Annotated in this window: 13 protein-coding genes and 1 other annotated feature; of the genes, 12 read left to right on the forward strand and 1 reads right to left on the reverse strand. The window is 60.1% G+C overall.

Annotation, left to right across the window (positions count from 1 at the left end):
• Nucleotides 1-7: 7 nt before the first annotated feature.
• Both GPK89_RS08425 and GPK89_RS08430 read left to right on the forward strand, forming a co-directional pair.
• Nucleotides 8-616 (forward strand): hypothetical protein, encoded by a 609-nt coding sequence (locus tag GPK89_RS08425; protein ID WP_215692439.1) that lies wholly within the window; start codon nt 8-10, stop codon nt 614-616.
• Nucleotides 613-1428, forward strand: coding sequence for a putative RNA methyltransferase (locus GPK89_RS08430; RefSeq protein ID WP_215692440.1), 816 nt, complete (start codon nt 613-615; stop codon nt 1426-1428). The genes GPK89_RS08425 and GPK89_RS08430 overlap by 4 nt, the downstream gene beginning before the upstream one ends.
• Before the next feature lie 155 nt (nt 1429-1583).
• Here GPK89_RS08430 and GPK89_RS08435 read toward each other — a convergent pair whose 3' ends face one another.
• Complete coding sequence (locus tag GPK89_RS08435; protein ID WP_215692441.1) at nt 1584-1766, reverse strand: hypothetical protein; 183 nt, start codon at nt 1764-1766, stop codon at nt 1584-1586.
• 86 nt (nt 1767-1852) lie between these two features.
• Between GPK89_RS08435 and GPK89_RS08440 the strand changes: the two genes are divergently transcribed.
• The 10 genes from GPK89_RS08440 (at nt 1853) to GPK89_RS08485 (ending at nt 12596) form a co-directional block, all read left to right on the forward strand.
• Complete coding sequence (locus GPK89_RS08440) at nt 1853-2728, forward strand: hypothetical protein (protein WP_215692442.1); 876 nt, start codon at nt 1853-1855, stop codon at nt 2726-2728.
• A gap of 227 nt (nt 2729-2955) precedes the next feature.
• On the forward strand, nt 2956-3105 hold the full coding sequence (gene rpmG, locus GPK89_RS08445; protein WP_007046681.1) for a 50S ribosomal protein L33: 150 nt from the start codon (nt 2956-2958) through the stop codon (nt 3103-3105).
• A gap of 16 nt (nt 3106-3121) precedes the next feature.
• Nucleotides 3122-3415 (forward strand): preprotein translocase subunit SecE, encoded by a 294-nt coding sequence (secE, locus tag GPK89_RS08450; protein WP_215692443.1) that lies wholly within the window; start codon nt 3122-3124, stop codon nt 3413-3415.
• 24 nt (nt 3416-3439) lie between these two features.
• A complete protein-coding gene (gene nusG / locus GPK89_RS08455) occupies nt 3440-3979 on the forward strand; it encodes a transcription termination/antitermination protein NusG (protein WP_215692444.1) in 540 nt (179 codons plus the stop codon).
• A gap of 147 nt (nt 3980-4126) precedes the next feature.
• Entirely contained in the window at nt 4127-4552 is a 426-nt protein-coding gene (rplK, locus tag GPK89_RS08460) for a 50S ribosomal protein L11 (protein ID WP_007046678.1), read from the forward strand.
• Between the two features lie 18 nt (nt 4553-4570).
• Nucleotides 4571-5263: a 50S ribosomal protein L1 gene (gene rplA / locus GPK89_RS08465; RefSeq protein ID WP_215692445.1), complete on the forward strand. Its 693-nt coding sequence runs from the start codon at nt 4571-4573 to the stop codon at nt 5261-5263.
• Between the two features lie 135 nt (nt 5264-5398).
• Nucleotides 5399-5537 (forward strand) — a sequence feature (ribosomal protein L10 leader region).
• A gap of 56 nt (nt 5538-5593) precedes the next feature.
• Complete coding sequence (rplJ, locus tag GPK89_RS08470; RefSeq protein WP_215692446.1) at nt 5594-6106, forward strand: 50S ribosomal protein L10; 513 nt, start codon at nt 5594-5596, stop codon at nt 6104-6106.
• A 92-nt stretch (nt 6107-6198) separates the two neighbouring features.
• Nucleotides 6199-6573: a 50S ribosomal protein L7/L12 gene (rplL, locus tag GPK89_RS08475; RefSeq protein WP_078783069.1), complete on the forward strand. Its 375-nt coding sequence runs from the start codon at nt 6199-6201 to the stop codon at nt 6571-6573.
• A 228-nt stretch (nt 6574-6801) separates the two neighbouring features.
• Entirely contained in the window at nt 6802-9315 is a 2514-nt protein-coding gene (locus GPK89_RS08480; protein ID WP_215692447.1) for an efflux RND transporter permease subunit, read from the forward strand.
• On the forward strand, nt 9312-12596 hold the full coding sequence (locus GPK89_RS08485) for a hypothetical protein (RefSeq protein ID WP_215692448.1): 3285 nt from the start codon (nt 9312-9314) through the stop codon (nt 12594-12596). The genes GPK89_RS08480 and GPK89_RS08485 overlap by 4 nt, the downstream gene beginning before the upstream one ends.
• Nucleotides 12597-12701: the final 105 nt, after the last annotated feature.

Here is a 12701-nt window from a genome sequence, read left to right on the forward strand (position 1 = left end):
GAGAATTATGGAAAAGCCCGCACAAACCCCGAACGGTGCGCCGCACCGTCGCCGCCGCCGTCGGCCCGCCGGTAATGGCAGCGCTCCCCAGGCCCCGCAGCCCGCGCGGGAGGGCAAGACCCCCGTGCAGCCCCGCGAACCCCGCAAGGCTGCGCCCCAGAACACCGCGGCCGCTGCACCCAAGCCCCCGCGTGAGGGCGGTGCCCCCCGCAGCGGCCGCCCGCGCCGTGGGCAGGGCCGCCCCAACACTGCCGCCCAGCCACAGCAGCCGCCCAAACAGGTCGCCCCGGCCCCGCGCCAGCCTGCACCGCAGGCCAAGCCCGCTGCGCCCCAGCCGCCCCGGCGCGGCAACAGCCGCTCGGCATCGGCCATCCCCAGCGCCCCGCTGCGTGACCAGCCCAAGGCACCGCGCCCGCAGCGCAGCCGCGCCCAGCACTCCGCCGTGCCCAACGAGCCGGGTCTGGATCTGATTTCCCGCCGCCCGCCGAAGCAGAAGTTCGCGAATTTTGAGGATTACCTCGCGGCCCACGGCGGTATGACCGTACCGCTGCCGCTGGCAGCTGCGGACGCGCCGGAGGCAGAGAAGCCCGCCCCAGCTGCCGAGGCCACCGAATGACCCCCGAGACTGCGGCAGCACTGCGCTGCCCGGTATGCGGCGGGCCGCTGCTGCTGACCGGCCGCAGCCTGCGCTGCCCCAAGGCCCACAGCTTTGACCTTGCCAAAGAAGGCTACGCCTACTTACTGCCGATGCAGAAAAAGCACACTGCCGACCCCGGCGACGGCAAGGCCATGGTCCGCGCCCGCCGCGCGTTTTTGTCGGCCGGGCACTACGCCCCGCTGATGGCGACGCTGGCCGAGGTCTGTGCCGCGCTGCCGCATGACCATATTGTGGACGCGGGCTGCGGCGAGGGCAGCTATGACAAGTATTTATATGAGACGCTGGGTGCGCCGCAGATTGTCGGCTTTGATTTGTCCAAGGAGACCGTGCGGCTGGCGTCCAAGCTCCTGCCCGGTGCGGCGTTCTGTGTCGGCGGCAGCTTTTGCGCCCCGGTGCGGGACGGCTGGGCCGACCTGCTGCTCAACATCTTCTCGCCCATGGCCGAAGCTGAATTTGCCCGGATGCTGCGTCCGGGTGGGCATCTGGTTTACGCCGTGCCCACCGCGCGGCACCTGTTCGGCCTGAAAGAGGTTTTGTACGAGCGCCCCTACGAAAACGAGGTGCGCCAGACAGAATATGACGGTTTTACGTTCGTTAAGGCTGTCGAATCCGAGGCCGTGCTGACGCTGGAAGGCCAGGCCGTGCAGGATCTGTTTGCCATGACGCCGTATTATTGGAACACGCCCGCCAATGGGGCCGCACGGTTAGCGGCGTGCGGGAGCCTGACCACCGAGATCGGGTTCCGCTTTTTGGTGTATCAAAAAATGTAAAGCCTTCCCCCCTGTGGGGGGGGGAGGTGGCCGCGCGAAGCACAGCCGGATGAGGGGCGAGTTTGCCGTTGCCGAACTGTAAAAGGGGAGGCCGGGCAGACTCGCCCCTCATCAGTCCGCTTCGCGGACAGCTTCTCCCGCGGGAGAAGCCACTTTTAAATCTCCTCCGGCGGCACAACGCCCGGGCCATACGGCTCTTGGGCGGGCGGTACGATAACCTCCTGCGTTGTCTCCGCGGGGTCATCCTCGTTGTACTGTTCGTCAGGCACTTCGCTCAAATCCGTCCACAGCTCCTCGCGCTCTTCCTCTGCGCCGTGGGGGCCAAATTCATCAAACATTCGCAAACACTCCTTTATAATAGTGTATAAGTGCGGCCCGGCCGGCCTACACTCTGGGCATAGTCTTTGCAAGGGGTGTGTAGGTTATGCGTTCACATCGCGGGATTTTCTGGTACAGCCTGGGGCTGACGCTGCTGTTGTTGCTGCCCATGGTGCTGACCGTGGCATTTTTCGCCGACCAATACCAGAAGCAGCAGCTTTTGCGCCAGGCATCGGCAGCGGACAGCACGCTGCGCATTGAACCGGGTGCGCAGGGCGTTTACCGGCTGCTGCTCATCGTCCAGCAGGAGGAACCGGCCTTTGTGCTGGCCCGGGCAGACGGCCCCAAGCAGGCAGTGACCCTCTGTGCGCTGCCCGGCTCACTGCTCGTCAACGCGCCTGCGGGCACAACGACGCTGTCCGAGTGCGCATTGAGCGCCGGAGCCGGGCGTGCCGCGCAACTGTTGTGCGGCACCGTGGCGACTGGCGAGACGGCCGCGCCGGAGCTGCACTATATCGCGGCCACGCCCGCCACCTGGGCCGCCTGTGCGGGCAAGAATGCTGCCGTGCGGTTTGACACGGCGGCACTGCTTACCCCCGCCGCCCGGGAGCGCCTGGGTTATGGCGACGACCCGGTGGCCGCCTGCACCGCCGCCCAGGCAGGGGAGCTGATTGCCGACTTGCAGGGCGCACTGGCCGGGGCAGGGGAGAGCGCCGACGCCCGCGCCGCCGTCTGGGCCGCCTTTGCGCGGCAGGACCCGGCGCTGCTGGCAGCGTTCCCCACCGGACTGCGCAGCCAGAGCGCCCGACTTTTGACCGACCTGCTGGCCGCCGATCTCAGCGCGTTGGAGGATACGCTGACCTACCTCAGTACCCGCCCCGCGCTGGCCGTGGATTACGTAACCGCCGAAACTGCTAAAGCCAAAGGCGGGGTATGTTTGACGGATGAGGGAATGGCAGCGGTGCGTGATTTGTTATCGTAGGGGTCGGCTCCCCAACGACCTGCGGGCGGGCATTGCCCGCCCCTACGTTGCGTTCCTCGCCACGGCGTCAAAAAATTACAAAAAAATTTGCAAAACCGCTTGACGTAAACCCGCTTGTGTGTTATCATGATAGCACCTCTTTTGCGGGTTTATTTTTTATGCCCTTTTTTCTAGGGCGCCTGCAAGCGCGAGGGAGGCTTATTAACCGATAATGGAGGTGCCGAACAATGACTGTCAAGATCACCCTGGCCTGCACTGAGTGCAAGCAGCGCAACTACAACAAGGAGAAGAACAAGAAGAACTCTCCTGACCGTCTTGAGATGAAGAAGTATTGCCGTTTCTGCAAGAAGCATACCCTTCACCGCGAAACCAAGTGAGGATAGGAGCTTAGAGATGGCAGACAAAAAAGCAGCCACCGCTGCAGCCCAGACTCAAAGCGACAAGCCCAAAAAGAACGACGGCGTGAAGAAAGTTTCTTTCTTCGGTAAGGTCAAGAACTTTTTCAAAGGAATCGGCAAGTATTTCAAAGATACGAAGAGCGAGCTGAAAAAGGTCGTGTGGCCCAGCAAGCATGATGTCAAGAACAATACGATCACCGTTATCGTGGTCGTGCTGATCGCGGCGGTCGTGCTGATCGCGCTGGATCTCATCTTTGGCGGCGCCATTCACCTGTTGATCGGCGCCTGAGCGCGTTGAGCGGAGGCAAAGACCATGGCTGAGCAAGCAAACTGGTATGTAGCACATACCTATTCCGGGTACGAGAACAAGGTCGCTACGGATCTGATGACGATGGTGGAAAACCGTCATCTGCAGGATCTGATCTGCGACGTCAAGGTTCCCACCGAGACCCGCATTGAAGAAGTTTTTGACAAACGCGGCAACAAGACCGGCGAGAAAGAGGTTCAGTCGAAGCTCTATCCCGGTTACGTTTTCGTCAAAATGGTCATGAACGACAACACCTGGTACATCGTACGCAACACGCGCGGCTGCACCGGCTTTGTCGGCCCGGAGTCCAAGCCCGAGCCCCTGACCGAGGCGGAAGTTGCCAAGATGGGCGTCGAAACCACGACCGACATTGAGGTCGAGTACAAGGTCGGTGATACTGTCGAGATCACTGCAGGCCCGATGGAGGGTTCCGTCGGCACTGTAGAGGAGATCGATATTCCTGCGCGCAAGGTGCGCGTAAAGATCACCATGTTTGGCCGCGAGCTGCCCGCAGAACTCGAGCTGCATCAGGTCAAGCTGTTCTGATTTTCAGAACACCTTAGTTTCCGGTAAAGACCGCGAAAGGAAATTTTTCCTGGGTACGGTTTTTATAGGGCGTGCGGAGGTCGTGCGCCCGTGGGAGGTCTGCACCGCAGGCCGCAACTCACCACAAAATTTGGAGGTGCAAGTATTATGGCACAGAAAATCACTGGCTACATCAAGCTGCAAATCCCCGCCGGCAAGGCAACTCCGGCTCCCCCTGTTGGTCCTGCTCTGGGTCAGAAGGGCGTCAACATCATGGCGTTCACCAAGGAGTTCAACGAGCGTACCAAGAACCAGATGGGCATGATCATCCCCGTCGTCATCACGGTTTACGCTGACCGCTCCTTCTCCTTCATCACCAAGACTCCTCCGGCGCCCGTTCTGATCAAGAAGGCTGCCGGCATCGACACTGCTTCCGGCGTGCCCAACAAGAACAAGGTTGGCTCCATCACGCTGGCACAGGCCGAGGAAATCGCCAAGACCAAGATGCCCGACCTGAACGCCGCTTCTCTGGAAGCTGCTGTCAGCATGATCAAGGGCACCGCCCGCAGCATGGGCGTTACCGTTGAGGGCTGAATAGGAGGGTAATACGCAATGAAACACGGCAAGAAGTATATCGACGCTGCTAAGCTGATCGAGAACAACAAGACTTACGATCCCAGCGAAGCCCTGGAGCTCTGCTGCAAGACCGCTACCGCTAAGTTCGACGAGACCGTTGAGCTGCACGTCCGCCTGGGCGTTGACAGCCGCCATGCTGACCAGCAGGTCCGCGGCGCTGTTGTCCTGCCCAACGGCACCGGTAAGAACGTCCGCGTTATCGCCATCGCCAAGGGCGACGCTGCCAAGGCTGCTGAGGCTGCAGGCGCTCAGGAGGTCGGTGACGACGATCTGATTGCTAAGATCGCCGGCGGTTACCTGGACTTCGACGTCCTGGTCACCACCCCCGACATGATGGGCCGCGTTGGCCGTCTCGGTAAGGTCCTGGGCCCCCGTGGTCTGATGCCCAACCCGAAGGCTGGCACTGTTACCCCCGACGTCGGCAAGGCTGTTACCGACGCTAAGGCCGGTAAGATCGAGTACCGCCTGGACAAGCAGAACATCATTCATGTGCCCATCGGCAAGGCCTCTTTCGGTGCCGAGAAGCTGATGACCAACCTGGACACCGTCCTGGATGCCATCGCCAAGGCTAAGCCCGCCGCTGCCAAGGGCCAGTACTTCAAGAGCGCTACCATCGCCACCACCATGGGCCCCGGCGTCCGCGTTGCTACCAACAAGTATGGTGTTTAATTGAGCGCGTTGCGCATATGCGCGCTCAATTAAACGACGCAAAGCGGCGTTCCTCTGTTACCCGCCCATGAACATGGGCAATGAATTAAGTAGAGAAATTCCGCTTTTTCTATTGACAAACGCACGTTTGCGTGCTATAATAACTAAGCTGTTTTTGAGACAGCAGGTGCCGCAAGGCATAACGGGTTTTACCCACCTGCCGAGAAACGTGCGTTTGATTGCAATGCTTTCAAGCCCTTTCCCGGCGACGGGAAGGGGCTTTTTACTGTTTAATCCCATAAAAAGCCGCTTACCGAAACCAATCTGTAAGTGGAATGAGGTGAATTTCAAATGCCCAGTGCAAAGATTCTGGAAGTTAAGAAGGCTCTGGTTGCCGACCTGAACGAGAAGATCGCTGGTTCTCTGGCCGGTGTTGTCGTTGCTTACAACGGCATCAGCGTCGCTGACGACACCAAGCTGCGTAAGGAGCTGCGTGAGGCTGGCGTGCACTACATGGTCGTCAAGAACACCATGCTGCGCCTGGCTGTCAAGGGCACCCAGTACGAGGGTCTGACCGAGTACTTCAAGGGTGACACGGCTATCGCTCTGTCTCCGGAGGATCCGGCTGCTGCTGCTCGCATCCTGTGCAAGTTTGCTGACGCCGACAAGTCCAAGCGCTTCGTCGTCAAGGGTGGCTTCTGCGATGGTCAGGTTATGGATGCTGCAGGTGTCAAGAGCCTGTCTACCATGCCCAACCGCGAAGGCCTGCTCTCTATGCTGGCTGGCTCCCTCAACGGTATCGTTGGTGGTCTGGCTGTTGCCCTGCAGGGTATCGTCGACAAGCAGGACGAGACTGCTGCCTGATTTTAGGTCAAGCAGGTTGAGCGCACCGGCGCAGCGCTCTTTGAATAAAAACCGCGCCGCTTAAAACTATAAAATTTATGGAGGTAACTACCATGGCTTCTGAGAAGATCACTGCCATTGTCGAGTCTGTCAAGACTATGACTGTTCTGGAGCTGAAAGAGCTCGTTGACACCATCTGCGAGGAGTTCGGCGTTTCTGCTGTTGCTGCTGCCGCTCCTGCTGCCGCCGGCGCTGCTGCTCCCGCTGAGGAGGAGAAGACCGAGTTTGACGTCATCCTGGCTGACGTTGGCGCTAACAAGATGCAGGTCATCAAGACCGTTAAGGAGCTGACCGGCGCTTCCCTGATGGAGGCCAAGAAGCTGGTCGAGACCCCGAACGCCAAGCTGAAGGAGCAGGCTTCCAAGGCTGACGCTGAGGACATCCAGAAGAAGCTGGCTGAGGTCGGCGCTAAGGTCGAGCTGAAGTAATTTAGCTTACCAATAGCTTTTCAAGTACCGTGTGGTTTGTACCGCGCGGTACTTTTTGTTTGTACACCTTAACAAAAACTTCATCATATCTTTGTACATTCCCACAGATTTGACCGTGTTCCCGCGTGCTTGCTTTTCGTATAATAATGATGTATCCTTTTTATATTAAATAAAATGGGAAAGTGAGGCTGTATACCCTTGGAGAACGAGAAGCCAAAAGGCAACGGCATGGAAAAATTGGCCGCGTTTATCGTTGATAAGCGCAACCTGTTTTTCCTTTTATACATATTCGCGCTGATTTTCTGCGCCATCGCCACCAGCTGGGTCAAGGTCGAGGATGACATCACGACCTACCTGCCCGACACAACCGAGACACGCCAGGGCCTGACCGTGATGAACGACAACTTCGTCACCTACGGCACCGCCAACGTCATGGTGTCCAACATCACCTACGACACGGCGCTGGAAATTCAGGAACAGCTTGAGGATATCGACGGCGTGACCACCGTTGATTTCGACGACACCGATGAACATTACACAAATGCGTCGGCGCTGTTCAGCGTTAGCTTTGACGGCGAGGTCGGCGACGCCCACGCCGAGCAGGCGCTGCAGGAGATCCGCGACAAACTGGAAGGGACCTACGACACCTCGATTTATTCCGAGGTCGGCTACGATTCCTCCGCCGATCTGCAGTCGGAAATGGTCGTCATCGTTGTCATCGCTGCCATCATCATTGTGCTCGTGCTGACGCTGACCTCCCGCTCCTACGCCGAGGTACCGGTCCTTATCATGACCTTCGGCGCGGCCGCGCTACTAAACATGGGCACCAACTTCCTGTGCGGCACCATCAGCTTCATTTCCAACTCCGTCACCGTCATATTACAGCTGGCGCTGGCCATCGACTACGCCATCATTCTGTGCCACCGCTTCAGCGACGAGCACGAGACGATGCCCACCCGCGAAGCCTGTATCGCCGCGCTTTCCAAGGCCATCCCGGAGATTTCTTCCTCCTCGCTGACCACCATCAGCGGTCTGGCCGCGCTGGCGTTCATGCACTTCGGCATCGGCCGCGACCTGGCTACGGTCCTGATCAAGGCTATCCTGTTCAGTATGCTCTGTGTCTTTACGCTGATGCCCGGCCTGCTGGTGCTGTTCAGCAAGCTGATCGACAAGACCCGCCACAAAAACCTGATTCCCAAGATCACCGCCGTCGGCAAGTTCGACATCAAGACCCGCTTTATCATCCCGCCGATCTTCGGCGTCATCATCGTGGCGGCAGCGGTGTTCGCCAACCTGTGCCCCTACTGCTACACCTACACCGATCTGGTCACGGCCAAGCAGAGCGAGCGCCAGATTGCCTACCAGAAAATCAAAAACACCTTCGGCAGCAGCAACATGGTAGCCGTCATCGTGCCGTCCGGCGATTATGAGTCCGAGGGCAAAATTCTCGACGAGCTGGACGGCTGCGCCGAGGTCAAATCCACGATGGGTCTGGCCAACATTGAAGCGATGGACGGCTATATGCTGACCGACGCTGTGACCCCGCGCCAGCTGGCCGAGATGGCCGACCTCGACTTCGAGGTTGCCAAGGCACTGTACGGCGCCTACGCCGTCGACCATGACGAGTACGGCGAGATCATCAACGGTCTGGACGATTATAAAGTGCCGATCTACGACATGTTCAGGTTCCTGGAACAGGAGATGCACGACGGCAACATCACGCTCTCGGGTGATGTGCAGGACACGCTGGACGACCTGTTCGACCAGCTCGATGAAGCCCAGAAGCAGCTGCAGAGTGACGATTACAGCCGTATGGTCGTCTATTTGAACCTGCCCGAGGAGACCGACGAGACGTTCGCCTTCGTCAACAAGATGCACGACATCATCGGCAAATACTACGCCACCGATTCGTTCTACGTTGTCGGCAATACGACGAGCGCCATGGACCTGTCCAGCTCCTTCGGCGAGGATAACCTGCTCATCAGTGTGCTGTCCGCGCTGTTCGTTATCCTGGTCCTGCTGTTCACATTCAAGTCCGCGGGTCTGCCCGTGCTGCTGATCATCGTCATTCAGGGCAGTATCTGGATCAACTTCTCGGTGCCGTACCTGCAGCACACCCCGCTGTACTTCCTCGGCTACCTGATCGTCAACTCCATTCAGATGGGTGCAAACATCGACTACGCCATCGTTATCTCCAGCCACTACACCGACCTGAAAAAGGTCATGCGCCCGAAAGAGGCCATCGTCACAGCCCTGAACGAGTCGTTCCCGACCATCTTCACCTCCGGCTCCATTCTGGCATCGGCGGGTATTCTGATCAGCGTGCTGACCACGAACCCCGTTATCGCCGCCATCGGTACCTGCCTGGGCCGCGGCACGATCGTTTCCATCATGCTGGTTCTGTTTGTCCTGCCGCAGATCCTGATCCTGGGCGACACCATCATCGAGCGCACGAGCTTTGAGATGAAGGGCGTTGCCGGTATGACCCACACGGCCAGCGGCACCATGCACATCAATGGCCGCGTGCGCGGCTACATCAACGGCGTCGTCGATGCCGACATCAAGGGCGTGCTGCACGGCCAGTTCAGTGCGAACATTGCCACCGGCACCGAATTTACCGTTGACAAGCCCGACATGTACCTGTCGGAAGAAAACATCCATGAATCCAGCGACGCCGGGGAAGAAACCGCCCCGGATACCCCCGCCGCTGACGACGCTGCGAAAGGAGGCGACGCCGAATGAACCGTATTTTCCAACTAACGCGCCGCCTTTGGGCCGCGCTGCTGGCGCTCTGCCTTGTGCTGGCTTTGACCCTGCCTGTCTTTGCGGAAGGGGAGAGCAGCGCCGACACCACTGAAAAAGAGACTTACCACATCGGTACCATGGACGAGCTTTTACAGCTGGCCGACTACTGCCGCCTGGACAGCTGGAGCGAGAATCGTACCGTCATGCTGGACGCTGACCTGGAACTGACCGGAAGCGGCTTTAGCGGCATCCCGTCCTTCAGCGGCGTGTTCCTGGGCCAGGGGCACGTTATTTCCGGCCTGAGCCTGGTGAACGACGGCTCGGTCGTGGGCTTCTTCCGCTATGTGCAGAAAGGCGCCAACGTCCGCGACCTCGTTGTGCGGGGCCGCGCCATGCCCACCGGCAGCCGCACCACCGTGGGCGGCATTGCGGGCAGCAACGCCGGCACCCTGCATAACTGCCGGTTTGAGGGCGTATCCTCCGGTGCGTCTATCGTCGGCGGCATTGTCGGCACGAACCTAGCCTCCGGCGTCATCGAGAGCTGCACCACCACCGGCAGTGTTTACGGTGCGCACTTCATCGGCGGTATTGCCGGTGAGAACCACGGCATCATTGCCAACTCCACCAACACAGCCAATGTGAACACGACGGTGGAGCAGAACGATATTGACCTCTCTGAGCTGACGCTGGGTGACCTGATCGGCACCGAGAACGTGGCCGATATCACCGATATCGGCGGCATCGCGGGCCAGTCCGGCGGCGTTATCCGCGCCTGCATGAACCGCGGCACCGTGGGCTACCAGCACATGGGCTACAACGTCGGCGGCATTGCGGGCAGCCAGACCGGCTACATCGAGGGCTGCGTCAACTACGGCACCGTCTACGCCCGCAAGGAGGGCGGCGGCATCGTCGGCCAGATGGAGCCCAGCAGCACGCTGGAATACACCAAAGACACGCTGCAGGAACTCAGCGATGAGATGGGCACCCTGCAAACGCTGGTCAACCGCGCCTGCGACGACGCCAGCGCCGCCAGCAGCGACCTGTCCAACCAGCTGGACGCACTGAAAAGCAGCGTGACCAGCTCCCGCAACGCCATCGAGAACCTGCTGCAGCAGACCGAGGACGGCATTTCCATCAGCAGCCAGACCGTCAAGACGGACCTGAGCCAGTTCAAGCAGAATTTGAAAAACACCACCGGCAACCCGGAGGACCCCAACGCCACCAAGCAGCCTGACGGCGCGGTCATCGACCCCATCTACTCCACAGGCGACCTGACGAACCGCAATAATGACGACAACGGCGACGATTCGGACAGTGACATCGATCTGCCCGACATCAGCCTGCCGGATATCGGTATCGACACAGGCGATATCGGTGAGGATATCCCGGTGCCCGAGAGTCAGGCCGAGGAGACCCCGACGCAGGACGAGGCCGTCACAGCCCCCGAGCAGCCCGCAGACCCGGCCCCGGCTGAACAGCCTGCCGAAGCGGCGGACACCGCCCCTGTGACCGAGAACGCCCCCGCCGGGCAGAGCGCGGAACCCGAAGCCGAGCGCGAAGCCCACGGCCAGCCCGACCCCAACACGGATGCCGACAGCGATACCACCATCGGCCCCCAGCCCACGCCCGACCCGAACCAGGACGACGGCGGCTATATCGTCGAGAAGCCGGAGAACCGGGACTTCGGCAAGGAGCTGGTGGACGGCATCAGCGACGCCATCCCGAACTCCGTGGATGTGGAGATCCCCAAAGTAGAGCTGACGAACAAGGACGCCATCACGGCCAGCCGCAACGATTTGAGCAGCAACCTGACCAGCATGGGCGATATCGTCAGCAATCTGAACTCCAACGCAAGCAGCAACTCCCAGGCCCTGATCAACGATGTGCGCGCCATTTCCAACCAGATCAACAAGATCGGCCAGACGCTGTCCGGTGCCAGTGACAACATCAAGGACCCGGATGACGTTGTGGACGATATCTCCGACGAGGACACCGACGACGATGTTGAGGCCAAGGTCACGAACTGCATCAACAGCGGTGTGGTCAACGCCGATATCAACGCAGGCGGCATTACCGGGGCCATGGCCCGGGAGAACGACCTGGACCCCGAGGACGACTACACCACCGCAGGCAGCGAGTCGCTGAATTTCACCTTCAAGACCCGCGTTGTGGCCCGCGACTGCACGAACTACGGCACCGTCAGCGCCAAAAAGCAGAACGCGGGCGGCATCGTGGGTGATGCAGAGATGGGTTCCGTCATCGACTGCAAAGGCTTTGGCACCGTCGATGCCGAGGACGCCACTGCCGTGGGCGGCGTGGCCGGTGTCAGCAAGTCCATCATCCGCGAAAGCTACGCCAAGTGCCGCCTGTCCGGCGCAAAGCAGGTAGGCGGCATCGCCGGAAACGGCGCGACGATCGAGAACTGCCGCGCTATGGTCATCATCGACAACGCCGCCGAGCAGCTCGGCGCGATTGCCGGGTATGTGGAGGACCCGCTGGACGGCAGCGTCACCGGCAACACCTTCGTGGACGAGGGCGTGGCCGGCATCGACAGCGTCAGCTACAAAAACATTGCCGAGCCGCTGAGCTATGCGGATTTTGCCGCACAGGAGAACCTGCCCAGCGACTTTGCCAGCATCTGCGTCCGCTTCGTGACCGAGGATGACACGCTGGTGCAGCAGTATTACATCCCCTACGGCAGCGACTTCCCGACAGACCAGCTCCCGCCGGTGCCCAACCATACGGGCCAGTACGGCAGCTGGGAGGACGTTGACCTTAAAAACATGACCTTCGACGCGACCATCCACGCCGAGTACAGTGACATGAACACCGTGCGCCAGAGCCAAGAGAAGCGCGATGGCCGCCCCATCGTATTGGTGGAGGGCAGCTTTGACACCACCGACGAGCTGATGCTCCACGAGGTGGACGACGCGCCCGCAGCCCTCGGCGTTCTGGTCGAGGCCTGGGGCCTGGAACTGCCCGCCGACACGGGCCACACGCTGCGCTACATGCCGCCGGAGACGACCGACAACACCGAGCTGTGGGTCAAGACCGACGCAGGCTGGCAGCAGGCCGAAACGAGCGTGGACGGCAGCTACCTGACCTGCACTGCCCCCGCCGGGACGACGGAGTTTGCCGCCGTCAAAATTCCCGCCAGCAAGGTCCCGCTGGCTGCCGCTGCCTACGGTGCCGCCGCCGCGCTGCTGCTGGTGATTTTGTTCATCGTGCGCAAGCGCAAAAAGCGAAAAGCAAAAAAAGCTGCTGAAAAGGCAGAATAAAAGAAAATCCCTTCTGTGGTGTGACTGAAGTGACCCCCAAAAGTTAGACAATATTTTGAAGTAAAAATTGTTCAAGCAGCCGAAAGGGCTTGCTGTCTGTGAATT

This window comes from Gemmiger formicilis, from assembly GCF_018784445.1.
Classification (GTDB): domain Bacteria; phylum Bacillota; class Clostridia; order Oscillospirales; family Ruminococcaceae; genus Gemmiger.